The sequence below is a fragment of the Pedobacter sp. NJ-S-72 genome (genome assembly GCF_053890575.1).
This window is the reverse complement of sequence record NZ_CM132681.1, coordinates 615772-641515: the sequence shown is the minus strand read 5'-3', so window position 1 is coordinate 641515 and position 25744 is coordinate 615772. Positions and strand designations below refer to the sequence as shown.

At 37.1% G+C, this 25744-nt stretch carries 36 protein-coding genes and 3 pseudogenes; 21 read left to right on the top strand and 18 right to left on the bottom strand.

Annotation, left to right across the window (positions count from 1 at the left end; translation table 11 throughout):
• Window positions 1-36: 36 nt before the first annotated feature.
• The 5 genes from ACWYN3_RS04210 to ACWYN3_RS04190 all read right to left on the bottom strand — a co-directional run bounded on the left by ACWYN3_RS04210 (window position 37) and on the right by ACWYN3_RS04190 (window position 2682).
• Complete coding sequence (locus ACWYN3_RS04210) at window positions 37-333, bottom strand: helix-turn-helix domain-containing protein (protein ID WP_456220003.1); 297 nt, start codon at window positions 331-333, stop codon at window positions 37-39.
• A 145-nt stretch (window positions 334-478) separates the two neighbouring features.
• Window positions 479-886: a DUF6266 family protein gene (locus ACWYN3_RS04205; protein ID WP_456222881.1), complete on the bottom strand. Its 408-nt coding sequence runs from the start codon at window positions 884-886 to the stop codon at window positions 479-481.
• A 40-nt stretch (window positions 887-926) separates the two neighbouring features.
• Window positions 927-1133 carry a hypothetical protein gene (locus tag ACWYN3_RS04200; protein WP_456220002.1) on the bottom strand — a complete coding sequence of 69 codons (207 nt, stop codon included), beginning with the start codon at window positions 1131-1133 and terminating at the stop codon, window positions 927-929.
• A gap of 276 nt (window positions 1134-1409) precedes the next feature.
• Window positions 1410-2315, bottom strand: a complete 906-nt coding sequence (locus ACWYN3_RS04195) for an IS3 family transposase (RefSeq protein WP_456220001.1) — start codon at window positions 2313-2315, stop codon at window positions 1410-1412.
• Window positions 2278-2682 (bottom strand): transposase, encoded by a 405-nt coding sequence (locus ACWYN3_RS04190; protein ID WP_456220000.1) that lies wholly within the window; start codon window positions 2680-2682, stop codon window positions 2278-2280. Before ACWYN3_RS04190 ends, ACWYN3_RS04195 begins: the two co-directional genes overlap by 38 nt.
• A 174-nt stretch (window positions 2683-2856) precedes the next feature.
• On the opposite strand from ACWYN3_RS04190, the gene ACWYN3_RS04185 reads away from it, so the two are divergent.
• The gene (locus tag ACWYN3_RS04185; RefSeq protein ID WP_456219999.1) at window positions 2857-3102 is read left to right on the top strand and encodes a hypothetical protein; all 246 of its coding nucleotides are present in this window, start codon (window positions 2857-2859) and stop codon (window positions 3100-3102) included.
• A gap of 501 nt (window positions 3103-3603) precedes the next feature.
• Window positions 3604-3975, top strand: a complete 372-nt coding sequence (locus ACWYN3_RS04180; RefSeq protein WP_456219998.1) for a hypothetical protein — start codon at window positions 3604-3606, stop codon at window positions 3973-3975.
• Between the two features lie 459 nt (window positions 3976-4434).
• Here ACWYN3_RS04180 and ACWYN3_RS04175 read toward each other — a convergent pair whose 3' ends face one another.
• The 5 genes from ACWYN3_RS04175 to ACWYN3_RS04155 form a co-directional block, all read right to left on the bottom strand.
• A complete protein-coding gene (locus ACWYN3_RS04175; protein WP_456219997.1) occupies window positions 4435-4818 on the bottom strand; it encodes a hypothetical protein in 384 nt (127 codons plus the stop codon).
• A gap of 6 nt (window positions 4819-4824) precedes the next feature.
• Window positions 4825-5076 (bottom strand): hypothetical protein, encoded by a 252-nt coding sequence (locus ACWYN3_RS04170; protein WP_456219996.1) that lies wholly within the window; start codon window positions 5074-5076, stop codon window positions 4825-4827.
• A 92-nt stretch (window positions 5077-5168) separates the two neighbouring features.
• Window positions 5169-5711, bottom strand: coding sequence for a GNAT family N-acetyltransferase (locus tag ACWYN3_RS04165; RefSeq protein WP_456219995.1), 543 nt, complete (start codon window positions 5709-5711; stop codon window positions 5169-5171).
• A 15-nt stretch (window positions 5712-5726) separates the two neighbouring features.
• Window positions 5727-6437: a hypothetical protein gene (locus ACWYN3_RS04160; protein ID WP_456219994.1), complete on the bottom strand. Its 711-nt coding sequence runs from the start codon at window positions 6435-6437 to the stop codon at window positions 5727-5729.
• A 48-nt stretch (window positions 6438-6485) separates the two neighbouring features.
• Window positions 6486-6677: a hypothetical protein gene (locus ACWYN3_RS04155; RefSeq protein WP_456219993.1), complete on the bottom strand. Its 192-nt coding sequence runs from the start codon at window positions 6675-6677 to the stop codon at window positions 6486-6488.
• Between the two features lie 71 nt (window positions 6678-6748).
• Here ACWYN3_RS04155 and ACWYN3_RS04150 point away from each other — a divergent pair, with 71 nt between their 5' ends.
• Together ACWYN3_RS04150 and ACWYN3_RS04145 are read left to right on the top strand one after the other, a co-directional pair.
• Complete coding sequence (locus ACWYN3_RS04150; RefSeq protein ID WP_456219992.1) at window positions 6749-6979, top strand: thioredoxin family protein; 231 nt, start codon at window positions 6749-6751, stop codon at window positions 6977-6979.
• A gap of 103 nt (window positions 6980-7082) precedes the next feature.
• Window positions 7083-7793, top strand: coding sequence for an AAA family ATPase (locus tag ACWYN3_RS04145; RefSeq protein WP_456219991.1), 711 nt, complete (start codon window positions 7083-7085; stop codon window positions 7791-7793).
• Between the two features lie 69 nt (window positions 7794-7862).
• Here the strand turns inward: ACWYN3_RS04145 and ACWYN3_RS04140 are convergent, their stop codons facing one another.
• The 3 genes from ACWYN3_RS04140 to ACWYN3_RS04130 are packed head-to-tail and all read right to left on the bottom strand — an operon-like array spanning window position 7863 to window position 9308.
• The gene (locus tag ACWYN3_RS04140; RefSeq protein WP_456219990.1) at window positions 7863-8477 is read right to left on the bottom strand and encodes a DUF3471 domain-containing protein; all 615 of its coding nucleotides are present in this window, start codon (window positions 8475-8477) and stop codon (window positions 7863-7865) included.
• On the bottom strand, window positions 8444-8884 hold the full coding sequence (locus tag ACWYN3_RS04135; RefSeq protein WP_456219989.1) for a serine hydrolase domain-containing protein: 441 nt from the start codon (window positions 8882-8884) through the stop codon (window positions 8444-8446). Before ACWYN3_RS04135 ends, ACWYN3_RS04140 begins: the two co-directional genes overlap by 34 nt.
• Before the next feature lie 52 nt (window positions 8885-8936).
• The gene (locus ACWYN3_RS04130) at window positions 8937-9308 is read right to left on the bottom strand and encodes a serine hydrolase domain-containing protein (protein ID WP_456219988.1); all 372 of its coding nucleotides are present in this window, start codon (window positions 9306-9308) and stop codon (window positions 8937-8939) included.
• A 667-nt stretch (window positions 9309-9975) separates the two neighbouring features.
• Here ACWYN3_RS04130 and ACWYN3_RS04125 point away from each other — a divergent pair.
• Window positions 9976-10146, top strand: coding sequence for a hypothetical protein (locus tag ACWYN3_RS04125; protein WP_456219987.1), 171 nt, complete (start codon window positions 9976-9978; stop codon window positions 10144-10146).
• Between the two features lie 104 nt (window positions 10147-10250).
• The gene (locus ACWYN3_RS04120; protein ID WP_456219986.1) at window positions 10251-10661 is read left to right on the top strand and encodes a hypothetical protein; all 411 of its coding nucleotides are present in this window, start codon (window positions 10251-10253) and stop codon (window positions 10659-10661) included.
• A 272-nt stretch (window positions 10662-10933) separates the two neighbouring features.
• Here ACWYN3_RS04120 and ACWYN3_RS04115 read toward each other — a convergent pair.
• Window positions 10934-11170: pseudogene (locus ACWYN3_RS04115) on the bottom strand (GNAT family N-acetyltransferase); the annotation flags it as partial.
• A gap of 470 nt (window positions 11171-11640) precedes the next feature.
• Between ACWYN3_RS04115 and ACWYN3_RS04110 the strand changes: the two are divergent.
• A complete protein-coding gene (locus ACWYN3_RS04110) occupies window positions 11641-12003 on the top strand; it encodes a hypothetical protein (protein ID WP_456219985.1) in 363 nt (120 codons plus the stop codon).
• Window positions 12004-12449: 446 nt separating this feature from the next.
• On the opposite strand, the gene ACWYN3_RS04105 is transcribed toward ACWYN3_RS04110, so the two are convergent.
• A complete protein-coding gene (locus ACWYN3_RS04105; protein WP_456219984.1) occupies window positions 12450-12803 on the bottom strand; it encodes a hypothetical protein in 354 nt (117 codons plus the stop codon).
• Between the two features lie 596 nt (window positions 12804-13399).
• Here ACWYN3_RS04105 and ACWYN3_RS04100 point away from each other — a divergent pair.
• The gene (locus ACWYN3_RS04100; RefSeq protein WP_456219983.1) at window positions 13400-14008 is read left to right on the top strand and encodes a hypothetical protein; all 609 of its coding nucleotides are present in this window, start codon (window positions 13400-13402) and stop codon (window positions 14006-14008) included.
• Window positions 14009-14045: 37 nt separating this feature from the next.
• On the opposite strand, the gene ACWYN3_RS04095 is transcribed toward ACWYN3_RS04100, so the two are convergent.
• Window positions 14046-14660: a YdeI/OmpD-associated family protein gene (locus ACWYN3_RS04095; protein WP_456219982.1), complete on the bottom strand. Its 615-nt coding sequence runs from the start codon at window positions 14658-14660 to the stop codon at window positions 14046-14048.
• 274 nt (window positions 14661-14934) lie between these two features.
• On the opposite strand from ACWYN3_RS04095, the gene ACWYN3_RS04090 reads away from it, so the two are divergent.
• The 3 genes from ACWYN3_RS04090 to ACWYN3_RS04080 all read left to right on the top strand — a co-directional run bounded on the left by ACWYN3_RS04090 (window position 14935) and on the right by ACWYN3_RS04080 (window position 16659).
• Window positions 14935-15636 (top strand): hypothetical protein, encoded by a 702-nt coding sequence (locus tag ACWYN3_RS04090; RefSeq protein ID WP_456219981.1) that lies wholly within the window; start codon window positions 14935-14937, stop codon window positions 15634-15636.
• A 219-nt stretch (window positions 15637-15855) separates the two neighbouring features.
• The gene (locus tag ACWYN3_RS04085; protein ID WP_456222880.1) at window positions 15856-16296 is read left to right on the top strand and encodes an RNA polymerase sigma factor; all 441 of its coding nucleotides are present in this window, start codon (window positions 15856-15858) and stop codon (window positions 16294-16296) included.
• A gap of 60 nt (window positions 16297-16356) precedes the next feature.
• The gene (locus ACWYN3_RS04080) at window positions 16357-16659 is read left to right on the top strand and encodes a hypothetical protein (protein WP_456219980.1); all 303 of its coding nucleotides are present in this window, start codon (window positions 16357-16359) and stop codon (window positions 16657-16659) included.
• On the opposite strand, the gene ACWYN3_RS04075 is transcribed toward ACWYN3_RS04080, so the two are convergent.
• Window positions 16589-17317 (bottom strand): hypothetical protein, encoded by a 729-nt coding sequence (locus ACWYN3_RS04075; protein WP_456219979.1) that lies wholly within the window; start codon window positions 17315-17317, stop codon window positions 16589-16591. The two genes, ACWYN3_RS04080 and ACWYN3_RS04075, sit on opposite strands and share 71 nt — an antisense overlap.
• Before the next feature lie 181 nt (window positions 17318-17498).
• Between ACWYN3_RS04075 and ACWYN3_RS04070 the strand changes: the two genes are divergently transcribed.
• The 9 genes and pseudogenes from ACWYN3_RS04070 to ACWYN3_RS04030 all read left to right on the top strand — a co-directional run bounded on the left by ACWYN3_RS04070 (window position 17499) and on the right by ACWYN3_RS04030 (window position 25401).
• A complete protein-coding gene (locus ACWYN3_RS04070) occupies window positions 17499-18062 on the top strand; it encodes an RNA polymerase sigma factor (RefSeq protein ID WP_456219978.1) in 564 nt (187 codons plus the stop codon).
• A gap of 319 nt (window positions 18063-18381) precedes the next feature.
• A pseudogene (locus ACWYN3_RS04065) lies at window positions 18382-18711 on the top strand (FecR family protein); the annotation flags it as partial.
• Between the two features lie 204 nt (window positions 18712-18915).
• The gene (locus tag ACWYN3_RS04060; RefSeq protein WP_456219977.1) at window positions 18916-19128 is read left to right on the top strand and encodes a DUF4974 domain-containing protein; all 213 of its coding nucleotides are present in this window, start codon (window positions 18916-18918) and stop codon (window positions 19126-19128) included.
• Window positions 19129-19260: 132 nt separating this feature from the next.
• Window positions 19261-20607, top strand: coding sequence for a TonB-dependent receptor plug domain-containing protein (locus tag ACWYN3_RS04055; protein ID WP_456219976.1), 1347 nt, complete (start codon window positions 19261-19263; stop codon window positions 20605-20607).
• A gap of 215 nt (window positions 20608-20822) precedes the next feature.
• Window positions 20823-22505: a TonB-dependent receptor domain-containing protein gene (locus ACWYN3_RS04050; RefSeq protein ID WP_456219975.1), complete on the top strand. Its 1683-nt coding sequence runs from the start codon at window positions 20823-20825 to the stop codon at window positions 22503-22505.
• A gap of 47 nt (window positions 22506-22552) precedes the next feature.
• The gene (locus tag ACWYN3_RS04045) at window positions 22553-22690 is read left to right on the top strand and encodes a hypothetical protein (RefSeq protein ID WP_456219974.1); all 138 of its coding nucleotides are present in this window, start codon (window positions 22553-22555) and stop codon (window positions 22688-22690) included.
• A 5-nt stretch (window positions 22691-22695) separates the two neighbouring features.
• Window positions 22696-23538: a SusD/RagB family nutrient-binding outer membrane lipoprotein gene (locus ACWYN3_RS04040; protein WP_456219973.1), complete on the top strand. Its 843-nt coding sequence runs from the start codon at window positions 22696-22698 to the stop codon at window positions 23536-23538.
• On the top strand, window positions 23442-24134 hold the full coding sequence (locus tag ACWYN3_RS04035) for a SusD/RagB family nutrient-binding outer membrane lipoprotein (RefSeq protein ID WP_456219972.1): 693 nt from the start codon (window positions 23442-23444) through the stop codon (window positions 24132-24134). Before ACWYN3_RS04040 ends, ACWYN3_RS04035 begins: the two co-directional genes overlap by 97 nt.
• 13 nt (window positions 24135-24147) lie before the next feature.
• Window positions 24148-25401, top strand: coding sequence for a DUF5689 domain-containing protein (locus ACWYN3_RS04030; RefSeq protein ID WP_456219971.1), 1254 nt, complete (start codon window positions 24148-24150; stop codon window positions 25399-25401).
• 59 nt (window positions 25402-25460) lie between these two features.
• Here ACWYN3_RS04030 and ACWYN3_RS04025 read toward each other — a convergent pair whose 3' ends face one another.
• Window positions 25461-25607 carry a hypothetical protein gene (locus ACWYN3_RS04025; RefSeq protein WP_456219970.1) on the bottom strand — a complete coding sequence of 49 codons (147 nt, stop codon included), beginning with the start codon at window positions 25605-25607 and terminating at the stop codon, window positions 25461-25463.
• Here ACWYN3_RS04025 and ACWYN3_RS04020 point away from each other — a divergent pair.
• Window positions 25555-25719: pseudogene (locus ACWYN3_RS04020) on the top strand (metallophosphoesterase N-terminal domain-containing protein); the annotation flags it as partial. The gene ACWYN3_RS04025 and the pseudogene ACWYN3_RS04020 overlap by 53 nt on opposite strands.
• Between the last annotated feature and the right edge of the window lie 25 nt (window positions 25720-25744).

The window sequence follows — 25744 nt, the reverse complement described above, 5'->3', positions numbered from 1 at the left end:
CGGTTTTTTTTTTTGTCATTGCTTTGATCGGATTTATCATTCAAAATTTTCGCGGGTTGTGTCTTTTGACCTCTTGTTCAACTTATTTAATTTGGCATTTTCCACCAATTCGCTTTTTGAAAAGTACATAGAACCACCAATATAAACCCCTTTGATAGTCCCATCGTTGTGCCACCGTCTTATAGACTTTTCACTAACCTTAAGCATGCTGGCAGTTTCAACAATATTCAAAAAAACAAATTCTTCAACGGGTTTTAACTGTTCCAGCCTTTTTAAGATTTGGTGGATCAGATTAATTAAAACATCAAGCTTGTCATTGTTTTCTTGCAGCATGCCATATTATTAATGCCTAAGAATCGCCAGCTAATAATAACATTTAGCAGATCTTCCCTTCACCAACAATATATGTAATTTATTTATAATTATGAAATATAAATTTCACCATATTATCATTGTATAATAATAATGATAATAACAATTATACGCCTTTGCAAGTACTGCAAATCTTACCAGCATAAACACTATTAGAAATTCTTTTATAATCTGCTGAAACAAAAGAAACATAAGTCTCCATATGAATTCCCTGTTTATATTCCGGGATGATTAAATGTTCACCTCCCTCTAATCGTTCTGCACCGCCAATTAAAGATACTGCACGATTTTCTTTAGGTAAGTAAGCCAGTAACATTACCCTGTCACTACCTTTTATTCTATCAGTTGCAATGGTTTTATCCCAGGTAAACTCTATTCTGTTATCAACAAGCTTTACATCAATATTATTTGTAACTGGCAGGTTTCCCCTACTCAACAAAACTTTAGAAAAATCAATTTTTTGGTCAGGATATACTCCTGTAAAGGCATTTAACCAATTATAAGAGGTGGCAATATTATGCGAATTTTTTTTCTGCTCTAACCTGGCTTCAAACTCAAAACCAACTTGAATATTCTTTGACCGGATTTAAAAATTCGGTAATAATTTTTGTTCTCTGCCTTACTGAAAGTTGAGCAATAGTAGGCTCTTTGGAACTCTTCCCTATTTTGCGCTTTACAACTTGTCCATTTAAAACATAAGTAACCGTGTTACCTACCCTGCCTATAAAACCTCTATTTGATTCAACCTTTAATATTGCCATGATTATAATTATTACATAAATGCCCTTTTGTTTCCAACAAGATAAGTATTTTATTTTACAATAAACATTATCATTAATAAGTTAAGAAAAGAAGAGAAAGAGATCAAGATGCGTCAGTCATCTATGTTGGGAAGGGGTTGGTAAGGCCATAGGCCTTACCAACCCCTTCCCAACATAGATGACAACCCGACCTGTCCTATACTGAGATTAGTTAACAGTAGAAAGTAGATTACTGATTTGTGTTTACCTAGTTTATTACATTTTCCTACTCTTAGTTTACAGTAGGATGGAAATAGCTTCTTTTTTGATTTTTGGGGTTACATTCTCTAATAAATGAGTGGTTTGTGGTGTTTGGAAATTGCAACTAGCATGTATTGTGATGTTGTTATATTTATAAGTCGCCAGATCAACTTGTGTTTTTGCCTGCAACATGTTTTTGAAAGTTTTTTCAAGATCAAATTCCATTTTTAAGATGCCATTTATTCTTTCAGCAATAGCGTTATCATAAGGGCTTCCTGTCTGAGTCATGCTGATTTGAATATCACTATCCTTCAATAGAGTCACATAGTCATCACAACAATATTGAGTTCCTCTGTCAGAATGATGAATAAGCGGTCTGGAAGGATATTTTCTGTTTTTTTTTAAAGCTTGTTTTAAAGCCTTAATGTATCCAATAGCCTTTAAATCACTTGATAAATGGTAGCCCACAATTTTTCTGGAATAGGCATCGGTCACTAAAGAAAGATAAAGAAAACAACTGTCTGTACGCAGATAAGTAATATCACTGACCCATATTTCTTCTGCCTGGATTGCCGGCCTTCGTTGAACCAGATCAGGGTGTATTTTGAAGCGGTGAAAAGAATTAGTCGTATAAACCCATTTCTTTTTGGTCTTAATCAGCAGGCCATGTGCACGCACCAAATCAAATACAGCGTCTCTACCCATACTAATCCCATGAGCCTGTAAAAACCCATTATTGAGCTCTTTATGTAGCTTTACACATCCAGTTTTTGGAAGATCTTTCCTGATTTGCTGAATCTTTTCCAGTACAATATGTTCTTCTAGTAACTGTAGTTGAACACTTTGTAAATGGTTATACCAGGCTTGCCTGGTATAACCATTTACCCAGCAAAGATTAGCTATACTATAATACTTGCGGGTGCCTCTTAGCTCTGCGATCACTTGGTAGGAGCTTTTTTTTAAGATCTGTACCATATTCGGCATTAGCAATAGCAATCACTTTTTCAAGAACTGCTACTTTCATTTCTGCTAAAGCCACTCGTTTTTCAAGTGCTCTGATCTGGGAAGGGTTTAATGCCGAATATTCTGCTTCAATAGGTTCATCCGCTATCATAAGATCTTGATTCTTTCGGTACCAAGATACGAACCATAATACAGTATGTTCTGCTAATCCGTGTTTTTTCCCTACCTGAGGATAACTGTAAGATCCTGATAAATATTCTAAAGCCGCCTGAACCTTAAAACTCTCTGAATGGATAGCTTTTCTACCACCTTTACCCTTGTTGGGCTTTTCGTTTTTTATACTCATTTTTCTGTTTTGAAAAACTTCCTTATGTAAACTCATTTCAGGGACGGACAGCTACAACCCTATTCGTTATCACGACCTGTATGTTTGAATCTATCTAATAATATGATTGCCGGATTTTTACACTAACTAGCCATGAGATATTCTTTAAAAGTAATTAACGTAATAAAAAAAATAATGAAAGGAAAAGCTACTAAATTTATTGCTCTCGGAGCGATGCTATTGCTCATGATCCCTTGGTTTGTGAAGGATAAACTTTCATCTCATGATGATGATCAAAAAAATGCTATTAATACGATCAACATTACTGAAGTTAAAGATCAGTTCTATGCTTTAAAAATACAGAAAAAATTAACAACTCAATTTAATGCACAGATAAAAATGAGCTGGTTACCGAAATGGGAAATTGCAAGCCGGAATTGAAGCTCATTAACAAATGATACATCTTATATCTTCATCCCTCTTACTCCTCATATGGAACAAAACAATAAAGATATGACGGCGAATGAGGTAAGAAACAGGACTTATCTGATGATCAGAAACAACAAAGAATATTTTAGAGTAACATATTCTCCTACAGTTAAAGAAGCTGATAAAAACAAAATGAATTAAACTATAACAATGGAGGATCTGCGAAAAGACAGAAGGCATAACCATGCAATGCCATACGGAATATATTTGCACCTGGACTACGGTATGCCGTAACATGGTATATGTTAATGTAAATCCTCTAGGCTGTTCTCCTCCTATGAGTGGTGCCGGAAGTTCCATGTGGGATGAACTTGATTAGTTTCAATCAGATAATTATTTCATTTAACAATTATCAGGACTTACAAAGCAACGATAGTTAATAAAATGTTGTAAAATTTAACATATTGTTTTACATTGTAATTAAAAACAAATATTTACTTAATTGATTAATCTATGAAAAATTTTAAATTTGCTATGCTAATGACACTATTCTTCTGTCTGGTCTCCACATTTAATGCGAATGCTCAATTAAAGCATAATTTCGAAGTATACCTTTATAAAGATGGTGGATTCCTAGCAGGGTTTGCGGGAATGAACTTTGGTCAACCTAATGTTAGGAATGTGAACTATGGTCAGATTGTTAATATGAGGGATTATGACGCCGCTACTGGAGGAAATCTAAACGATAAAGCCAATAACGCCATGATTAGTGCAGATGCTGGTACAACAATAACATTTTATAAAAATGCGGATGCTGATTATTCGAGAGGACGATGTATTGTTTATGTAAAACAAAACTTTGCTGTTATAGACTTACTAGCTTAGAACACACATATGAAGATGCCTATATCAGAGTAGTGTTTTATTCAGAGGGTAGAAATTCATTGAATGGAGAGCTTTCCAGTATTGTTGTGACTTCTCCTCCACAAACCTGGCCATAGATTGGGAAACGCCATTACCACATCACCGTTACAGAGCCTTTCAGAAATGAAGGGCTTCTTTTTGTTTTATTATTCACCTAATAATGAGTATAGTTATGTAAATTTTATATATCGGATATATAGAATCTATCATCTATGAAAAACAAACAGTTTATTAAACGCGAAAAAGTAGATAATAAAGAGATAAAGTTTGGCCAAATTTAAAGACCTTGTCTAAAATTGCCAGATCTCTGGAAGTACATATAACCCGATTTTTTGAAAATCCAGATAAATAAAGGAGCCCTTCATCTCTGAAAGGCTCCATGTCATAATAGTACGTCTCTATTAGCAAAGTGAACAAGATTCAAATTACAAATTCTTCAAATGATCCAACTGGATCGACTGTTGTCGCAGTATTAAGTAGCCATATTGCAGAGGACATCCCTGTAACATTGATTATTACTACACGTTCACCAGGCATCCCCCAAAGATCCCCAGGCCCTTGATTACTTTTAAAAATCGTTTTCCCAACAAAAGAACATTCATAAAATAAGTCACTTCCAATATTAAAAGCAATATCATTTCCGACATCCTCATCATCAATTAAATCAGGGGCTTCGACACTCATCAGTCCAGATTGTATACTTTGATCACTGTACATTCTGTAACTTGCAAAGTCCATCTCATCAACTCCATTATTTCCAGCAACAATAGAAGACTTACCATAGCTTCCTCTCCTCGCATTCAATTTAATTTACTTATTTATAAAAACGGTAGTATCATTTAATTTATAACATGCCCTATTTGATGTGCTAAGTTGTTTAGCCAAAGAATAACCCCGTTTTTCAAGTGCATTAATCCTGGCATCCACACAACTGATTTTATCACTATTTTGAGCTGGCTCAGCAAAATCCCGCTTACACGAAGAAAATACTAAGCCAAAAAAGAAAACAAACAAAACCATAAGTTTAATTTTGTAGTCAATAAATGAGAATGAATTTTTCATATAATTTATTTTTATATCCAAATATAGAAAACATTCTTAATTAGAATCATTCTTATCTAAATAAAATCAGAAATTTTTCATAATAAATATCATTACAAATTATTCTTTTCATCTCTTGTCAAGGTCATGAATACCAGATTTTCATATTCTTCGCCATACTTAAAATAATTATTTAGTTTTCCATATTCAACAAATCCAAGCTTCTTATAGAGATTTTTAGCCGCTTGATTTTTGTCTACCACTGACAAAATAATGTTTTCTAAAATGGGATCGTCAAAACCAAGTTCAATTGTAGCATTTAAAAGCCCAAACCCAATTCTTTGTCCTATGAATTCTGGCATTACATACATACTGCTAATTTCTCCTGTATGCCTTGTCTCTTCTCTCTCCCGAATAAAACCACAAATTCCTACAAGTTTTTCTTTTATAAATGCACCCATTAAGAAGTCGGTTTCAGATTTTTCATTTATTATTCTGTCAAACTTAAAATTTAATGAACCTAATTCTTCTTCATAAAGTGTACCGAAGTTTTGAGGGGAATTTTTTAAACAATGAAGTCTTATTTGATGATATTGTTCAACTTCATTGGCAATTACCTTTCTGTAAACAATCTTGTTGGATGATATCCCTGTCATATTAAAAATTTATTATCATGTATATTCCAGGCAGATCACAGCTTTGCTCATCTGAGCATCATGAAATAAGTAGATCTGGTCGGCGGCATTTTCCTGAAAATTGTACCCTTCCATACAGGCAATATAGTTAAAAAGATTTCCATCAGCTCTGACAGGTTTGTCCATCAAATTCCCCCCTGAACACTCACATTCATCAAGAGGGAGATTATCTACATTAATTTCATCTATAACTCCATTGATTTTCTTACTTATAGTCTCCGAGAAATAGTCTGATGGTTCATCTTTGTGTATATCTTCGGCAGTAAGCTGAAGCAGCCGTTCTAATTTCCTGATCCCTTCTACCGTTAAACCAGGCCTGTAGAAATCACGCGCATACAGTTGCCCAAACTTTTTATAGTACGACTTCTTCAATTGATACATCGCTTCGTTAAAATTATATTGTATCTCTTCGTCGGTATATTCCAGATGGTAATTTTCCGGCAAAATTTCAGTAGAAACGGTAAAGTACTCCCACTTCCCATCGAATTTGTATTTTCCATCTATGATATCAAAGCCAAACATATCACACTTGGTGTAGTCTGTGTGAAACGCTGTTGTATTTTCACCAACCCGGCCGTCATATATCTCTTTTACAGATACAAAATGTAACCATTGATCTTTATCTTCTGAAAAGAACTTCAGGTTAATAGAGCATAATGGCAGGAAATGTTTTCTGTGATTATCCAAATCGTCATAAAAAAAACATCTTGATATTCGGGAAATATCTTAATGAAACTAGCTGGTATCTCCATCCTCGTCTGGTTTATTTGTTTGAAACATAAAGTTAATTTTTACATCTCTTTTTTCGTAACGAATTCCTAAAACATAATGTATTTCTAACTTCAGGATAACAGCATCTGGACCATCTGTTTTTATATAAACTGTACCATTATAACAATCCAAACAGGCAATACCTTTGTCTAACAATTAAGCAAAAGCGACAGATCCACTGTCAAAAAGGCCAATCATTAACAATCCATAAATTAAAAACGATTAAAATGGCAAAATCAATTTTTTATCACGCAGGCTGTCCGGTATGTATAAGTGCAGAACAGGATATTTTAAATCTTATTCCTTCAGAACAAGTAGAAGTAGTTCACTTAGGAACAGAAAAAGCAAAAGTTAAAGATGCAGAAAGCGCAGGTGTAAAATCTGTTCCTGCCTTAGTCACGCCTAACGGGAATGTGCTGCACATTAATTTTGGAGCTTCCATAGAAGATTTGAAGTAACCATAATCCCATAGCCCTAACTATTTGTACCTTGCGGGCAAAATTTAGGGCTTTCTTAGCTAAGCAAACAAAAACAGGAGAAGCATAAAGAAAATATTAGACAATGAACATATACGACCTTATTATTAACGACAAAGAACAAGTATCACTGAACGATTTATTTCTTGATCATGCCAACCGGGAAGAATTTGTACAACTGATCAAAGAACACGGCTATATCGACGAGTTGCACAAATATGGGTTGCCTGTCAATAATAAGATACTACTGGAGGGAAGCTCGGGCTGTGGTAAAACCACAACTGCTAAAGCCATAGCAAATGCACTTGGAAAAGACATTCTCATACTCAATTTGAGCAACATTGTCTGCTCAAGGATCGGGGAGACATCACAAAATATCAAAGTGATTTTTGACAAAGCAGCCAAAGAAAAAGCAGTTCTTTTCCTGGATGAATTTGATCAGATAGGCAAAGCCCGTGGCAATGATGATAAAGATGTAGGGGAAATGAGAAGACTTGTCAATACGCTTATACAATTGATAGATTATTATCCGGAAGACGCCCTGTTGCTATGTGCCACTAATCATGCTCAAATTATTGATACTGCACTTTTGAGACGTTTTCAGCTAAGAATAAATTTTCAAATGCCCTCATCTAACGTTTTAGATGAGTATTATGATAAACTGTTATCCCGCTTTCCAGAAAACATGCAGAATATAGCCCGTAAATATGATATTTCATTTGCTGAAGCCAAAGACTATGCATTTACCCTTGTAAAGTCGGTATTGATCGCAGAATTGGAAGCAAAAATATATTGAACAAATTTCCATCAGTAGTTATTATTCCACTAATAGTTATAAGTCAAGGTTATTCTGGTCGGCTTTTACTTATATCTTAATAAAATCTAATTCTTTATCATTTTGTTTTAACGTTAATTTTGTGACCCTGCCATTTTCATCTTCAGTGAAGACAATTTTGGCATCTACCGCTGTGTAAAAGAAAGTATTTTGTGTTTCAGGATAAACTTCGCGGGAGATTTGACCACTAAGCTGAACAAATAGCTGATTATTTTTACTAGTAACGATATATCTAAAATCAGGGCTATCCTTAAATTGATATTCTCCCGTAAATTTCATCAGCTTTTCGGCCGATAAAATAACAACCTTGGCAAAGGTCTTTATAGTTGGAGTAGAGAACTCCCGATTATTAATGATGTTTTCTATATTAAAGCCTAACTCATAGACATCAATACGATTGTAATTATTCATTAAAACAATGGTGGTCTGGCCTTTACCAAAGTACCTTACAATTAGAGAAGCATAGCCTGGATACCCGCCCGTATGAATATAAAATTTCTGAGGTTCATTGATCATCCACGCGAAGCCATAAGGTAACCCCATCAATTCTACTGGTTTACCATCCTTCAATAGATATGGGGTAAAGGCATTTTTAATTTCCTGCTTATTTGCTAGTTTTTTTTTGTGTATAATGCCTGATCCCATTTCAATAAATCTTCTGCGGTACTGCTAATTCCATATGGCCCCGCAACTCCATCAAAAAAATACTGATATCTTTCAGTACTGTCATTTAGAAGATATTTGTCCTTAATTCCGTCATAAATATATCCATAGGCATAGTTATTAATTTTCTTTTTGAAATAACGCTGACCATAAACCTGTGTATGCATCATCCCTAACGGTTCGAAAATATTCTTGTGCAGATAACTGGCAAAGCTTATTCCCGAAATTTTCTCAACAATCAGTGCTAATAATACATAATTTGTATTGGAATAGGCCATATTTATACCTGGACCAAAAAGTGTTTTTGCACTACCTTTTTGTAAGGATTCTAAAATATCCTTATTAAAATTGATTTTTGTAACGTCGATTTCTTTTGCTCCCCATCCCAAAAAATCAGGTATTCCGGAGGTATGATGTATTAAGTCATTAATAGTAATATCGCTATAAGGTAAATTTTGGGAAATATTTTTTCAGGTTATCCTCATATTTCAATTTTCCTTTTTGGTGTAACTGTATAATGGCCATAGCGGTAAATTGTTTAGCGTTAGAGGCCAGCTCGAACATGGTGTTTTTATCTATTGGCTTTTGGGTATCAAGATTGGCGTAGCCGAAGGTTTTTTCGTAAATCGGTTTTCCATGTTCTGCTATTAGAATACTTCCGCTAAAGGCATTTCGTTGAACTAAAGTTTGAAAAAGCGAGTCTAAGTTCTTTGAAACCTGTGCTTTTGCATTCTTACTAGTTATAGAAATAACAACAATAGATAAAGGAATAATTATAAAAATTCTAACCCGATTCATCATATAAAGTTTCACTATTTTATTTATTGACATTCTAAAACTTCTACTTATTTAACACATATTTCAAGTTATCAAAAAATCTTTGAACCAGACGCCTGTCATTCGTAATAATTTCTGCCGAGCCTTTAGCTTCCGCCCTAAAATCCAGTTGTTTCCCCATAGTTGGTTTTTAACTGATCAGGGAAATCAACAAGAACCATATAAGCATGTCCATAGTCTTTCATTCGCAGAATATGTAAATGATTTAAGAAGCTGTATATTGCTCCCTATACAGCTACTGACTTTGTCCTTTGACAGCTTTATAAAAAACAATTATGTTGCGTGTAATTAAGCAAAATTTATTTATTCCTTTTCTGACCTTTATATTATTTGATTTTGCTTGTCAACTGAGAAGGACTTAAGAAATGCTATTCAACTCGACCCAAACTATAAAAGATCGTATTTGAATTTACTGGATTGTTTGAAATCTATGAATCAGAAACCTTACGATGCCGAATCAAATGCATTGAAAAAGCAAATTGAAGTTTGTAGTCTATGGTTAGTTAGACATCCTGATGATCAGGACATAAGAATTAAAAGAGATATTCTGTTAGAAAAGAATAATGAAAGGGGATTGTCAGATAAAAGTAAATTGTATAATCTTATATACTCATTCAAAACCACATGCTACATTTTGTGATAGATGGAACTAATTAATGATGGAGTGACTGCCAATTTTAGTGTTGGAGCAGTTGGAAGCGCAATTGAGGCGGGACAAGCTATTAATGTCAAACATTATGGCGCTGGTGTCTATTATATAGTGGAAGCTATTAATACAAATAACAGCGATTATCAATATTTTAAGAATCAATAAGTCATGTCTAATTTCACAATAAGAGATAATGGAGCTATTTTTCTTGATGAATTTATTCAGAAGATAAAAAAAACTTCTTTGTTATTGTCCCAGGGATATTTTGCTTGCTTGGAATTGTAGTATATATAAATTCTCTAACCGTAGTTAGAGGAGAAAGGCATTACTTACCTGGTGCATTTATAGGAACTATACTTATTACAAAAATATTTATTATTAGAGGGGTACAACTTCTATCAATAGCAAGGAAAACTATTACGAAGATTACAGTAATAAATGACACAGTAGTTTTTTTTTGTTCTAAAGGATTATTAAGAGGACATGAATCCAGTTTTCAAACTACTTTAGATCAAATTCTAATTGCTGAAGAATTAAATCCAAAGAAGATATTTAAAGATGAAAAAATATTCACCTTTAAATTTGATGGTAATAAAAAATTATATTTCGTACCATCATTCTGGGATAATCAAGAAGAAATAATACAATTATTAAAAAGTAAAACTAAATATGTACAATAAAATTAAAATTATATCTGGCCTGCTATTATTTGTCAGTTTTAACTTATCCGCTCAGACTGAAAGTCCCGATCTGAAGAGATTGTCCCAAGTATATTTTGATATCAAACCAACATACCACAAAACTTTCTTTGCTTATATTAAATAAAAACCCGACATCGCTTCTTCCATCTATATCTACTAAAATATCAAGTTTACGAGATGGTTTTTTATTGAATACTGCCTCCCTACCTCTTTGCCAAAAAAAATTCTAACATTAACTCCTTTGGCCTAAACTACATGCCAGATGGACCGCAGCAAGCAAGCTTATACCCACTCTTCAAATACAACTTCTGTGCTGTATTGTTAGTGAAATCTGTATCCAGTACCACTGCATCAAGATTATTTGATACCGCAACATCATTCACATATTTCAATAATTGAGAACCTAGCCCCTTCCCTCTGTAAGCTTCCAGTGTACACAAATCATCAATATAAATTATATTACCGGTGTGTAAGGAAGTCATGACACGATATCCTGCAAATGCAGTTTATTTGTTGGCCACAAAATTAGTGCAACTAGATGAGTACTAAATATACCAGTTACAGAATAATGGATGGATCAGAGGAATTAGTAAAAAAAACCACAAATATATTATTGCGTAAAACATGGGGACGAAGATGATTATGAAAGCCAGAATAATTTTCCCATAATCCTTTTCTACTTTTTGATTCATCATTCTAGTATTTTTCATGAACAAATGGAATTATTAGTACTTATTACAACAATGAATGGCTCTGCATCTTTACTAAAATATATAGCTAATATTCAAATAGATAACAAATATCTATCCGCAGCAGAAACGCGATTTATTGCTTTAATAAATAGTTTACCATGAGTTGTTTGTGAAAATTCCACCTCTCTAAAGTTTATAATATATTCCATTAAAACATTTTACTAATATTTTTAGTAATTCAGAATATTAGTCATTAGCTTTGCGCTATGGGAATAAGTCATTATGGTCAACAAAAAGGTGATTGGGTCAGATTAAGGCCATTGATAAAGGATGCACTACTTGCTAATGCATGGTTGTATCACAAACCTACCGGTAAATGGTGGACACCTGAAGAATTTGAGGCGTATTACAATTCGAACGCTTTATGCAATCATGACATTGATCAACTGCTTGAGAACACAATTATCAGACCTGCATCTTCGGGTATTGCAGCTGGAGAAAAACAAATCATGAATGAGGCCATTCAATATTCTCAGAAGGTTAATGCTTTGAAAGAAAAACTGGAGGCATTCAAACTAAAGGATCGGCTGTATATAGAGAATACAAGGAAAAACGGTCATGAAAATTAAGCTATATAAGATCTTCGTATTACATTAGTGCATTACTTGATTCCGACCGGCATTCTTAATGAAATGAATCAGGTTTCTCTTCTGGCAATCATCTAAACTGTCAATTCTTTTAACAACTTGTGGAAACACTTTTTTGTACATGCCATTGTGTTTACCAACAAATATAAAATTACTCAACTTTAGACTGTCGAGAGTAGCCAATTCTTTAAAAATCGGGATATTCTTCTTAAATCTTGGAACGTCATTGATCAAATGGCAGTAACGGCATTCACCAAGCTTTAGTATAACAGCTTCCCCTCCTGATAAATCTAATTTACAAGTATCATTTTTAGTATATGTGACATCGTCGATATGCTTTGGTTCTTGACTATTACAAGAAGACAAAAACAAACAAATTATGAAACTACCTAAACTTAGCCTTATTATATTTGAAACCATTGGATTTATCATTTAAAAAGGTTCTCAATTTGATTAACCATATTATTACCCGGATTTGAATAAGATCCTTTGGTCATATCCCTAAGGTCGTACATAATAAACTTGTTCATTATAGCCCTTTCACTATTCGTAACGTTACTCCCTACCTTACCAAGATGATACATTAACCGATTTTCAAAGCCGTTAGCTTCCAAATCAGGAAGACCCAAAGTATGAAAAAATTCATGTACGCCAATTAGATAGTCCTTTTCCCATTCACTGTAAATTACAGTTGCAGGCCCACCGGTCTTTTGTGCCAAACCACCTGAAACATGCTTTCGCCCATAAATATCAGTAAAGCGATGCCCAATCTCGTCAACCAATGCGAGGACAAAATCATTACCCGCAATTTGGCTTATACTATTGACCTGAACAAGATTGGCTGTATAATTAAAATTATATCTGAGGCTATATGTATGCTGCTTATTTGTAAAGGCATTTTTCGCAGAGTTGAATTCATAAAAAATTGCCTGATCACCGTATGCACCCCCCTTAGTTTGCTCATAATCGCTTGTTCAGATAACCGCATTAAGCTATTTATCCGTGGTGCTCCTGCCAAAGTGAGATCCAAAACTTTTAATGTAAAGATATATCACCTGTAAGCGTGAGCTGACCAGAACCGTTATCAATTATTCTTAAATTCTTACCAATTATCCCTCCAGATAGAGTTTTATTCTGATAAGAGGAGAAACTACGTCTAAATTGCTCTAAAAGCATAATTAATTATTAATCATTCACAAATTACTAATTCATTCTGCAAATAGTCTTTTTACTAGAATAATTTTAGAGTTCGATCTTATATAAAAATTAACATGCAGTACCTCAACAAATATATCTCCTCAATACATCCCTCGATTTATTTCTAAGTTTATCCCTACCTTTTACCAACAAATTTATAATTATAAAGAAATCTTACAAAATGATTAAAACATACATCATTTCGTTTTGCATCTTATGTCTCTTTAACACAACCAAGGCACAAAGTTCAAAAGTTGAGACTGAATTCATGACATGGTATCTTACTAAACGACAAGACAAAACGGAAAAGCAAACAGCATATATAGATAGCTATAGACAATACGAATCACAGGAATTAAAAACTACACTTAAAGCTGATACTATCTTTGATCAACAACTCTCCTCATACCAAAAAGGCAGCATTCGTTTTGCTATTTTAACTGAAGAAGACAAAAAAATCATTAACGAACAATTAGAAGAATCAAAAATCCAAAATATACCCAGGAAATTATTACGACATCACAGCGCTATAAAAAGGAAAACAATAGATCTTCTTTTCTTAAACCGGTCTAACGGGTGGGGTCCCCTTCACAAGATGGGCATCCACCGTTACTACAGTTTTAAAAAACCGATTTTTTTCAGGAACAACACGCTCTGTATTTTTGAGGAAGAATACCATTGCTTTGATTTATGTGGCAATGGAACAACTTACATCTATAAAAAGGAAAACGGAGAATGGAAAGCATGCATGGATATTAATCGAAGGATGGATGAGCTAATACAGACCTGATCGGTGGCCTTCGTTTCGGGGCGTTTATGTATGTCAATTATTTCTTGTCATACTGCCAAAACCTACCTTTTCCGTCTGCTATCCATTCCAATGATTGTTCCATTCGCTTTTGTCTTGTGGCTTCGGTTTTTGCGTCTGTTATCCAAACTAAGTAATCTTTACGATAAGAGTCTGACTTGTTTTCAAAAACATCTTTCGCCTTTGGGTTTGTCGCCAGCATTGTTTTAAAATAGTCAGGCGTTTCAATAACTTTTGGTTTGTCAGATTTTGGAATTTCTTTTTTTATTCCCTTTTCATTTATCGTCATTGCTTCTTTAACGTACGAAACTAAAATCTCCTTTGCAGGCAATTCTGATATGTCTTTAAGTTTATCCATATAGCCAAACTTTTTTCCCGACTTCACACTATCCTGAATGGCTTTATCTTTCATAAATTCTGCTTTATACAGGCTAAATGAACAATGATTTTTGAAACCGGCCATCATTACTAAATGATCGCCCTTGTAAGAATAATGAGGTATCCCCCATTTAATATCTTCTCCTGCCTCTGGGCAAGTGTCGTGAATTATTTGTCGCAAATGTTCCAGGATTGGCTTTGCAAAACCTTCTGACTTTGCAATATATTCATCGACTTTTTTATTTAACTCCATCATAACGCCAATTTTAAAGCTAAGAGATTATTCACATGGAAATTTAACAATGTCTACATATAATACTTTAACCATTGTTTTAGAGAAAGTTAAGAACATTTTTTTAACAAGGTTTAATTTTAGTTTTTATTTGTATCATTTTAGCATTCGTTATATTCTTGACTCGCTTTTTTTTTACCAGGCCGTTACTTAAATAAAAACTATAATAGTTAAAATAAAAACGACTCCTACACCTTTTAAAAGATAAATAATATCGTAATTGTACACAAAAACAATTATGAAAAAAATGACCATTAAAGATATTAAAGAATACTACTATGAAAACTCAGTATCAACTAAAGCAATGATTTACGAGTTCATGGATCACCCTGAGGATACAAGTATTTTAAAGAAATACAAACGTCTAACCAAATACTTATTTTGTTTAGCCATATTATCTTCCCCGTGCATAATTATTATCGGAACTGGAATTACAGCAAATTTTAACTATCTCCCTTTTACAATATTATTTATTTTATTTATAACGCTTGGAATAGTAGGACGGGAAATTACAAATTTATTTAAAAAAGCTGAATCACTAAATGGAAAGACCTTAGATTATAGCAGAAGTGAAAGACTCATTTTATACTGTAAAAATGTTCTACAACTGGATTATAATGGCATTCGGGACTTAACAGAAGAATGTGAAAAAAAAGGAAATATACAAGCTACAAAACTTTCATTCCTCGCATTTTTAGCAGTCATAATCGCGCTAGCAAGTTTATTTATGGCAATAATACTTCCAATTCATAAAGATGAAATTTTAAAGTACATAATTAATATAGCACTCACTATCATCTTTTCATCTATTATGTGGTTTTTATTTAAACCTATTTATACTGATCATACAAATAAAGAGAGTAATACCTATAGAAAAATTGCAGAGCTATTAAAAGAGGTAAATTACCAAAAAAAAAACACAATTCATATAAACACGTAATTTAACATAAGAACCAACAGAAATTTCAATAATTGCTGTTGGTTACCTTCCCTCTTCAAACTTAATACCCGCGTAACGCTAGACCTTTGCCTCGTGATGAAAACACAGAATTACAACGTTTTTCTGACTAAGAACTCCTTGCCCTGCTCCACCAGGACAACACCTTATCCTTACAAACTATTTTTGACCTACTATACCTCACTGACCTAATTCTCAACCATATTCACCAAAGATATCACCATCAGTGAAGTCCTCATCTCAGACCTGTTCATCAAACTCTGGGACAACCGCAAGCAACTGGAAATCCGCTTACTCAAACCCTACCTGTTCCAGTACGCTAAATCTGTCCTTAAACCACCTAAAAAAAACAAACCCCTTCTTGAACCTCTCGAAAACCACGAAACAATCCTTCCCGAGCACCTTACCCCATTTGAAATTCTGACCAACCGCGAATCGCAACAACGCATCCTGTCCCTCATCAACCTGCTCCCTGAAAGACAGCGCGAAGTCCTTTTAATGAGCCGTATCGAGCAAATCGATAAAACCAATATCGCCACGCTCCTGGGCATTACTGTCCGTACCGTAGAAAACTACCCTTTACCAAGCCATAAAATCACTACGTATGCTGCTATAAATCTAGTTAACACACTAATACCATAACCTTAACCATTCCCGCAACGTAAACCACCCCATCAATCTTGTCTTACAGATAAGAACGAAATGGAAGAACTATACTATCATCTGATTATTAAATACTATCATCAAACGATTACAGAAAGAGATCTGACTATCCTGCAAGAATGGGTAGCCAGCAACCCTGCACACGAAACAGAATTCAGAGAAGTGATTCTGATCCTGGATGCTTCAAAACTCTATTACATAGGCCACAAATCCAACCCTCAAAACCAGCTCACCGAAATTACCAACCCATACGGACAGCAAAGCAGTTTCATTAAGCCTTATTTCTCAGCTGATTATTTAGGTCATCGACAATCATTTGGGCCCTCGAATCAACAACCTTAACGTCTCCATGGGAAATCAGATTTCTTATTTTGGTTACCCGATTCAATTTCATAACCTGCTCCCGGGTTAATATTCCTCTTTGAAGAAGCTCACTGACGGCCCGTTGAAAAGGCATAAATTGTTGAGCACGGCCAGCGTCAACACCAAAACCTTGATTTTTGGCCAAAATGTTTTGCACTGTTTTTTCCAATAGCATAAATTTTTCCAGGAACTCTTCTCTTGATACCGTACGAGAATTTTTAACATCAAATGATTCTTTATCAGTTTCAATTAATTTATCCGCTGTGTTTTCAATTTTTGAAGGATTTACAATAAAGATTACAAATAACATTGCATGGAAAATTGTAAAAATATTAAGGGCTCCTACGGTTATTACCAGCAATATTGAAAACACGCCTAAATCAAATCCATTAAGATAGACTAGAATCAAACTAAAGGTTATGGAAAGACCGGTAAGCCATAATAAAAAGGTTAACCGTGAAAAATATTGCTTTTTAATATCGGCATAAATTTCAATAAGGGTTTCATCTTTTTCTACTTCTCTGTCCATTCTTTCATGGATAAAGAAAAACCCCGCTGCCAGAAAGCCTATTAGCGCGGCAATGGCCTGCGCTGAAGAACTAAAAGTCCAGTAAATATTATCTTCTCCCTTGTACATTATACTAAACCAGATCCTATTCTTTAGACATCTAATATAGACAGAAAGTCGGTCTACCCCAAATCCTTCATAAAAACCTTATGCTCTAAGACAGATTTCCGACTACAAATATTTTACACTTACCTTCCCCTTCAAACTTAACACCCCCGTAACAACACTAGACCTGTACCTTTGCCTCGCGATGAAAACACAGAACTACAACGTTTTTTCTGACGAAGAACTCCTTGCCCTGCTCCACCAGGACAACACCTTATCCTTACAAACTATTTTTGACCGTTACTATACCTCACTGACCCAATTCTCAACCATATTCACCAAAGATATCACCATCAGTGAAGTCCTCATCTCAGACCTGTTCATCAAACTCTGGGACAACCGCAAGCAACTGGAAATCCGTTTACTCAAACCCTACCTGTTCCAGTCCGCTAAAAACCTGTCCTTAAACCACCTGAAAAAACACAAACCCCTTCTTGAACCCCTTGAAAACCACGAAACACTCCTTTCCGAGCATCTTACCCCATTTGAAATCCTGACCAACCGCGAATCGCAACAACGCATCCTGTCCCTCATCAACCTGCTCCCTGAAAGACAGCGCGAAGTCCTTTTGATGAGCCGTATTGAGCAAATCGATAAAACCAATATCGCCCCTCTCCTGGGCATTACTGTCCGCACCGTAGAAACTACCCTTTACCAGGCTATAAAATCCCTGCGTACCCTCCTATCCACTTCAGGAAAGAAAATCTAGTTAACACACTAATAACATAACCTTAACCTTTCACACTACGTAAACCACCCCATCAATCTTGTCTTACAGATAAGAACGAAATGGAAGAACTATACTATCAGCTGATTACTGAATACTATCATCAAACGATTACAGAAAGAGATCTGACTATCCTGCAAAAATGGGTAGCCAGCAACCCTGCACACGAAACAGAGTTCAGAGAAGTCATCCTGATCCTGGATGCTTCAAAACTCTATTACAAAGATCCGGTCAACCAACAAAACAACTGGGCTAAAATCACCGCCCACATCAATCAAAACAAACAACCTGTCAAGCGTAAATTTCCATTTGCCAAACTGGCCATGGCAGCCTCGCTAATCATCATCATGGCCATTGGAGTTACCCATTACAAAAGCCACAAATCCAACCCTCAAAAAAGCTCACCGAAATCACCAACCCATACGGCCAGCAAAGCAGTTTCATCCTTCCCGACAGCTCTATCGTCTACCTCAACGCAGGCAGTAAACTCAAATACCCAAAACACTTTGCCACTAACAAAAGACTGGTCACACTCGAAGGAGAAGCCTTTTTCGACGTCAAACACAAAACCACCCAGCCCTTCATTATCCAAACAGGAAAAGTAAGTACAACCGTTCTCGGCACATCCTTCAATGTCAAAGCCTTCCCTAAAGAAAGCCACATAGCCGTAACCGTAAAAACAGGAAAAGTAGGTGTCGTATTCAAAGAAAAAAACCACCCCGCTATTACCAACTTCCTTTTACCCGATCAGCAGCTCCAGATAGACACCAAAACCGGGAAAACGAATAAAAACGAGATCAACGCAGAAGCCATTTGCGATTGGAGAAACTACAGAATGGTTTTCTACAATGCCTCACTCAAAGAAATCACCTCTACCATAGAAAGAACCTATAAACTCGACATAGAACTTGAAGACCCAACACTGGCAGCCATCAAAGTAACCACGTCATTCAATAAAACACCCATAGACCAGATGCTCAAAACACTGGCTACCCTCACCGGATCACATTACACCAAATCAAACAACACCATTATATTTTATAAATAAAAAGGAAACCACGATGAACTAAAAATTTACGCTCCCATAAAAAACAAAGAAGCCGGAAAACGCTGTAACGTTCCCGGCCCTTAGATAATGTTTTAAACTCCCGATTAAAAAAGTACAAAACTTAGTAAAGATATGAATAATACTATTCGATGGCTTAGCTGTACAGCAATTTTGTTGTGGTTAAACCTGTTTATCAGTACAGCAAACGCACAAACAAACCAGGTGATTACCTTTGGCGCAACCAGTATTACCTTAAAAAAAGCCTTTAACGAGCTCGAAAAACTGAGTGGCATGACCATCAGCTATAACAACAGCCAGTTAGACGACCAGCAAAAAGTCAGCCTGCCAAAAGCAGAAAGAACAGTAGCGGAAACATTGCGCCTGTTACTCCGCAACCAACCCTTAACCGTCAAACAAACAGATGCTAAAAACATCCTGCTCGTAAACAGTGTAAAAGGGAAACTGACAGGAAAAGTAACCGATCAAAATGCAGAACCAATTCCCGGTGTATCCATCAAAATACTCGAAACTGCACAAACTATCCAATCCAGCAACGACGGAAACTACAGTATCAACCTTGATCCGGGCACCTATACCATCATCACCAAATACATCTCTTTTGATGATACCCGTACCGAAAAGGTAAAGATCACAGCGAATCATAACACCTTATTAAACCTTCATCTGCAGGAATCCACAAACGCCTTAAATGAAGTCGTAGTCACAGCCCTCGGTATCAAAAGAGAAGAAAAAGCACTTGGCTATTCAACCAAAGTCTTAAAAACCGAACAGCTGACCGATGCCATGTCCAACAACTGGACAGACGCCCTCTCCGGTAAAGTTGCCGGTTTAAACCTGATCAGATCTAACGGTGGCCCGGCTGGTTCAAACAAAATCATCCTCCGTGGAGAAAGTAACCTGACCGGCGAAAACGATGCCTTAATTGTCGTAGATGGTGTCGTGATCAACCACGGCAGCGGCCGGACAACAGGAAGTGGCAGCTCTGCTTATTTACAAGGCGAGTCCCCTATTGACTTTGGCAGTGGTTTAAACGATATCAACCCAGACGACATAGAAAATGTAACCGTCTTAAAAGGTCCCGGAGCAGCCGCTTTATACGGACAGCGAGGTGCAAATGGTGCAATCATCATTACCACTAAATCCGGTAAAAAAAGAAACGGTATCGGGGTAACTGTCAATTCCAATACCGCTATGGAAACTATTTCCCGCTGGCCCGATTACCAGTACGAATACGGACAAGGAAACGATGGCGCCAACTTTTACTCCTTTGGCGCAACAGAAGATGGCCCAAGTACCAGAAGTACAAGTTCTGCCTGGGGGCCTAAATTAACGGACAATCCTTTTTCCAGTATGACCCGATCACTAAAACCACAGGCAAAGAGAGAACCCCATGGCTTCCCTATAAAAACTCAAGAAAAGATTTCTTTCAAAGCGGCCGTACTTTCACCAACAGTGTAACCCTGGATGGTGGAAATGACCAGACCACTTTCCGTCTTTCGCTGACCAATGTAGATAACAAATGGATCATTCCCAATACAGGTTACGGCCGAAACACCGTCGCCCTGTCTGCCACTCATAAAGTAAACGAGAAACTTCAGGTCGCGACCAAAGTTAACTATACCAACAAGTTTAGCGATAACCTGCCTTCTACCGGCTACAATAACCAGTCTATCATGTACTGGAACATGTTCTGGTTACCCAGCGCGGATGCCGGATGGTTAAAAGACTATTGGGCTCCCGGAAAAGAAAATGTGGCGCAGAGCTATCCTTTTAGCAGTTATCCTGACAATCCTTACCTGATTGCCCAGGAAATGCTCAACAAATCTAACCGCAATGCACTAACCGGAAACGTACAGGCCACTTATAATTTTTCTAAGAATTTAAGTCTGATGATTCGCAGTGCGATGGACTTCTCTTACGATGCCCGTTCTCAGCAACGCCCATTTGATACCGAGAAGTTCAAAAAAGGAATGTTCAGAACCCAAAACATCTTCTCTCAGGAGATTTCCAACGACTTTTTAGTCCGCTACAACAAAGACCTGAACAAAGATCTTAAAATCTCGGTTTCTGCCGGAGGCAGCATGTTAAGAAATACTTATAACAAAGACGAACTGCGTGCAGATTCGCTTACCTACCCGGGTATTTACAGCCTGGCTAACAGTGCAGGGGTATTAACGCCAAAACCTTACCGTGGTAAATATGGGATTAACAGCTTTTATGGTGTCGCGACAGCAAGTTATAAAGATTACTTATTTATAGATGTTACAGGCCGTAACGACTGGAACAGCGTACTCGCGACTGCAAAATCTACCGATAATGTTTCCTTTTTCTATCCTTCGGTAAACCTGAGTGGCATCCTTTCTGAAATGTTTAAACTGCCAAAATTTATCTCTTATGCCAAATTAAGAGCTTCGGTAGCAGGTGTGGGTAGTGGTCAGCAAACCCCTTATATCACTTCTTTCACTTATGATGTAGCCGATAATTATCCCGGCGGACTCCAAAATCCAACCGTATTAACCAATACCAATCTGAAACCTTTATATACCACGAGTTATGAGGTCGGTACCGATTTGAGATTCTTAAAAAACCGCCTGGGGATCAACATTGCCCTGTATAAAAGTGACACCAAAGATCAGATCCTGAAAACTACCGTAGACCGTTCTTCGGGCGTAAGCTACGCTTATGTAAACGCCGGAAAAGTGCGTAACAAAGGGATAGAAGTAGAATTGAATGGTACACCGATAGACCAGAAAGACGGATTCAAATGGACAGTTTTCGGAACTTTTACCGCTAACAGAAATAAGATAATCGCTTTAACAGATAGTCTGGATAACCTGATTTTACAATCCGGGCCTGCCAGCCGTGGTGCAATTGTAGCTAAAATTGGAGGGAGTATGGGCGATCTGTATGGTCGTGGTTACAAGCGGTCACCAGACGGGCAGATTGTCTATAACAACGGTTACCCGGTCATTCCTGATGATCAGCTTTATATCGGCAATACCAACCCTAAATGGAAAGCGAGTTTGGGTAACCAGTTCCGTTATAAGAATTTCGGAATGAGTTTCCTGGTGGATGCCCAATATGGTGCCGTAGGTTATTCGCTCACCGCAGCCGTTTTAGCTGAACAAGGAAAAACAACAAACACCCTTCCGGGACGATACAACGGGATTATTGGTAAAGGCGTAGTTCAAAATCCGGATGGCAGCTATAGCCCAAACACGGTAATCGCGCAGGATATGACCACCTATTATACCACCCATTATGGCCGGGATAATATTGAAGGAGCTACCTATTCTACTGATTTCATCAAACTCCGCGAAGCCCGGTTGACTACACCTTTAAACCAAAAACACTGAGAAGACTTGGTTTACAAAGAGCTACAATTGGTATTTATGGCCGTGATTTGATGACAATCACAAAATGGCCGGGCTTTGATCCTGAGTTTGGAACACTAAACGATGGTACCATTAACCAGGGTTTTGAACTGGGTCAGTTCCCTTCTACCCGAACTTTTGGAATCAATTTAAACATAGGTATTTAAAGAATATGAGACTTACAAAGTATACAATCTGTTTGATTTTATGTTTAGCGCTGACCTCTTGTAAAAAAGGTTTTCAGGAGCTGAATGTGAATCCTAATACGAGTGAAAAGGCTTTACCGCAGGCTTTGCTTGCTCCTGCAATTACAAATATTGTGAAAGCGAATATGAGCCGCAGCCAGAGGCTCGCTAACGAACTGATGCAGGTAACCGTAGATATGGGTGATACAGACGGGAAAGTTTTCCGTTACGACATCCGTAAATCTGAGGGTGATTACCTCTGGAACAGCTGGTATCTGGAACTTTCCAATTTCAATGATATTTATAAAGGTGCTGAACAATTGAGCAGCAATAGTTTCAAAGGGATCTCGCTGATCTGCCAGGCTTATGTGTTTTCGTTACTGACCGATACCTATGGCGACATCCCCTATTTCAATGCGACAAAAGCCAAAGAAGGTATTTTCATGCCTGAATTTGATCGTCAGGAAGTAATTTATCCGGAGCTGTTTAAAAAGCTGGAAATGGCTAATGAGCTGTTAAAAACTGGCACCAATATCCCTTCTTCAAGTGATCCGCTCTATGCAGGAAATGCAGCTAACTGGCGCAAGTTTGGCAATACGCTTTATTTGAGATTGCTGATGCGGATTTCTGCTAAATCTCCAGCTGTAGCAGTAGCAAAAATTAAGGATATTGTAGATGTAAACAGTTCGAATTACCCGATTATCAGCAGTAACGCAGAGTCGGCAGCTTTGAGATGGTCAGGTACTGCACCTTATGTTTCACCTTTTCCACCTGGCGACCTGCCGATTGGTACACACCCAAACTGGCTGATTTCTTTGTCAACAATTTAAAGGAATGGGGCGATCCGCGAATCGCGAAATGGGCTACGATTTACAATGGAAAATATGAGGGAATTCCAAGTGGTTATCCTGTAGGGCAAGCCCCTGAAGGAAAGTCCACTTTGCCCGTTGCCTTACAGTCCGAGCCTTTATTAGGTAATATCCTGAACTATGCAGAACTCCAGTTTCTGCTAGCTGAAGCGTCTTCGAAAGGCTGGATTACTACCGGAACAGCTAAAGGTTATTATGAAAACGGGGTAACTAACGGGATTACTTACTGGGGTTATGCAGTTCCTGAAAACTATCTGCTGGGTGCAGATATAAAATGGGCTGACAATTTAGCTTTGGAGGATAAACTGGAGCTGATCCATGTGCAGAAATATTACAGTCTGTTTATGACTGATCTGGAACAATGGTTTGAATATCGCCGGACAGGTCATCATCCTCAGTTACCTAAAGGTCTTGGTTTACCTAATAGCGGTCAGATGCCTTCCCGCTTAAATTACCCTGTCTATCTGCAATCTACAAATGGTGCAAATTATTCTGCTGCTGTAGCGATACAGGGCGCAGATGATTTATACACTAAAGTATGGTGGCAAAAACCTTAATCACTCAATAATCATGAACAAATATATATTTCAATTTCTAGGTTGCTGGTTCTTATTAATCGGCCTGGCCGGATGTAAAAAGCATGATTCTGCTTTGGGCGATCCAAGTCCGATTATCGCCATAGAAGATCTGCGTGCAATCTATCAGGGTGCAGCTGTTGACTTAAACACAGGCAATTTAGCCGGCGCACATCAGCTTATCGGAATCGTGGTTTCTGATGTCCAGTCTGGGAATATGCCCGCTGGAACTGTAGCGATGCAGAATAACAGAAGGAATAAAACCAGGGGGATTTTACTAGCCGTAGAAAACGCTGCAGCTTTGAAAACGGGAGATTCTATTGTCGTAGACCTGAACGGGACAACACTTAAAAAAGTGAATGGAAGTTTGCAGGTTACTGGTTTAAACGCAGCTTCAGTGACAAAGGTTTCCAGTGGAAATGCAAGAAACCCAATTACCGTAACTACGGCTTTATTTAAAGCCAAACCAGATGATTATGAAGGCTGTCTGGTCAGAGTATTTTCTGGAAGCATTACTCCTGTTCCTGTTGCCGGAGAGTTATATGCAGGCGATAAAAGTTTAGCAGACAATGGTGGAACAATGGTTTTACACACAGAAAAGGGTGCTTCTTTTGCGGGCAGGGGATTACCAGCAAGTGCTACTTTTACAGGTATCCCGCTAATGTATCAGGCTGACGGAAAAAGCGATGCTGTACCTAGTTTGTGGCCTCGTAATATACTCGACATGCTGGATGCAAGCGGGCCAATTTATACGGGTTTCCCCGAAACTTTTGAGTTTCCGGATCAGAGTTTAAAGGCTTCTTATGCAGCGGCAGTTGCTGGCTTAAAAACGGGCAATTGGTTGTTGGATCAGGCTATTCTGGCTAATACATCTGGCCGTGACCGTTTTAATCCTACTGGATTTCAATGTATCAGGATGCAACAAAACCTGGCTGTACCGGGTTATGTGCAAATGAACTTTAATGTGCCTAACGGGGCATCAAAAGTTTCCTTGTTATATGGTGCTTACTACAATGATGCGACCAGTTCTTTTGTATTAGAATATTCGAAAAATGACGGTTTAACATGGGTACAAACCGGAAAGGTAATTAATGATGCATCGGCCGTTGCCAAAACAGCAACATTCCTGATGGACATTACCGGGCCTGTACGATTTAGAGTTAAAAAACTAGGCTTGGGAACAACAAATAATACATCCATTAACAACGGAAGACTAAGCATTGAAGACTTTGCTATTTACGCAAACTAAATAATATACTGATGTTAAACAGAAGACATTTTTTAAGAAACTTAGGGTTATCAGGTACTTTAATTGTAGCCCCCTGCTAGTTTAATCGAGGCAGCAATCCTGCCACTCCCGGCAAAACCAACTGACCTGACTACAGTTAATTTAAAAGGCAATATCAGTGCGGGAGGTAACCCCATTGCTGGTGTTGCGGTAACAGATGGGATCAATATTACCCTGACTGATCAACGTGGTAATTACGAACTGCTGAGTAACCACACTGCCGACTATGTTTATATCAGTTCTCCGGCTGGTTATCAGTTTAATCAAAAGAGAGGCATTACCGCTTTTTATAAAGCTATACCAA

What these genes read in the sequence shown, in the direction of transcription:
- ACWYN3_RS04190 (WP_456220000.1), bottom strand. Translation starts at nt 2,682, where the DNA reads ATGAGTATAAAAAACGAAAAGCCCAACAAGGGTAAAGGTGGTAGAAAA.
- ACWYN3_RS04200 (WP_456220002.1), bottom strand. Translation starts at nt 1,133, where the DNA reads ATGGCAATATTAAAGGTTGAATCAAATAGAGGTTTTATAGGCAGGGTA.
- ACWYN3_RS04095 (WP_456219982.1), bottom strand. Translation starts at nt 14,660, where the DNA reads ATGATGGAGTTAAATAAAAAAGTCGATGAATATATTGCAAAGTCAGAA.
- ACWYN3_RS04055 (WP_456219976.1), top strand. Translation starts at nt 19,261, where the DNA reads ATGAATAATACTATTCGATGGCTTAGCTGTACAGCAATTTTGTTGTGG.
- ACWYN3_RS04170 (WP_456219996.1), bottom strand. Translation starts at nt 5,076, where the DNA reads ATGAAAAATTCATTCTCATTTATTGACTACAAAATTAAACTTATGGTT.
- ACWYN3_RS04110 (WP_456219985.1), top strand. Translation starts at nt 11,641, where the DNA reads ATGGGAATAAGTCATTATGGTCAACAAAAAGGTGATTGGGTCAGATTA.
- ACWYN3_RS04075 (WP_456219979.1), bottom strand. Translation starts at nt 17,317, where the DNA reads ATGTACAAGGGAGAAGATAATATTTACTGGACTTTTAGTTCTTCAGCG.
- ACWYN3_RS04035 (WP_456219972.1), top strand. Translation starts at nt 23,442, where the DNA reads ATGGTCAGGTACTGCACCTTATGTTTCACCTTTTCCACCTGGCGACCT.
- ACWYN3_RS04080 (WP_456219980.1), top strand. Translation starts at nt 16,357, where the DNA reads ATGGAAGAACTATACTATCATCTGATTATTAAATACTATCATCAAACG.
- ACWYN3_RS04050 (WP_456219975.1), top strand. Translation starts at nt 20,823, where the DNA reads ATGTACTGGAACATGTTCTGGTTACCCAGCGCGGATGCCGGATGGTTA.
- ACWYN3_RS04060 (WP_456219977.1), top strand. Translation starts at nt 18,916, where the DNA reads ATGGTTTTCTACAATGCCTCACTCAAAGAAATCACCTCTACCATAGAA.
- ACWYN3_RS04150 (WP_456219992.1), top strand. Translation starts at nt 6,749, where the DNA reads ATGGCAAAATCAATTTTTTATCACGCAGGCTGTCCGGTATGTATAAGT.
- ACWYN3_RS04210 (WP_456220003.1), bottom strand. Translation starts at nt 333, where the DNA reads ATGCTGCAAGAAAACAATGACAAGCTTGATGTTTTAATTAATCTGATC.
- ACWYN3_RS04180 (WP_456219998.1), top strand. Translation starts at nt 3,604, where the DNA reads ATGAAAAATTTTAAATTTGCTATGCTAATGACACTATTCTTCTGTCTG.
- ACWYN3_RS04125 (WP_456219987.1), top strand. Translation starts at nt 9,976, where the DNA reads ATGGAACTAATTAATGATGGAGTGACTGCCAATTTTAGTGTTGGAGCA.
- ACWYN3_RS04185 (WP_456219999.1), top strand. Translation starts at nt 2,857, where the DNA reads ATGAAAGGAAAAGCTACTAAATTTATTGCTCTCGGAGCGATGCTATTG.
- ACWYN3_RS04040 (WP_456219973.1), top strand. Translation starts at nt 22,696, where the DNA reads ATGAGACTTACAAAGTATACAATCTGTTTGATTTTATGTTTAGCGCTG.
- ACWYN3_RS04030 (WP_456219971.1), top strand. Translation starts at nt 24,148, where the DNA reads ATGAACAAATATATATTTCAATTTCTAGGTTGCTGGTTCTTATTAATC.
- ACWYN3_RS04090 (WP_456219981.1), top strand. Translation starts at nt 14,935, where the DNA reads ATGAAAAAAATGACCATTAAAGATATTAAAGAATACTACTATGAAAAC.
- ACWYN3_RS04165 (WP_456219995.1), bottom strand. Translation starts at nt 5,711, where the DNA reads ATGACAGGGATATCATCCAACAAGATTGTTTACAGAAAGGTAATTGCC.
- ACWYN3_RS04100 (WP_456219983.1), top strand. Translation starts at nt 13,400, where the DNA reads ATGATTAAAACATACATCATTTCGTTTTGCATCTTATGTCTCTTTAAC.
- ACWYN3_RS04145 (WP_456219991.1), top strand. Translation starts at nt 7,083, where the DNA reads ATGAACATATACGACCTTATTATTAACGACAAAGAACAAGTATCACTG.
- ACWYN3_RS04140 (WP_456219990.1), bottom strand. Translation starts at nt 8,477, where the DNA reads ATGGGATCAGGCATTATACACAAAAAAAAACTAGCAAATAAGCAGGAA.
- ACWYN3_RS04070 (WP_456219978.1), top strand. Translation starts at nt 17,499, where the DNA reads ATGAAAACACAGAACTACAACGTTTTTTCTGACGAAGAACTCCTTGCC.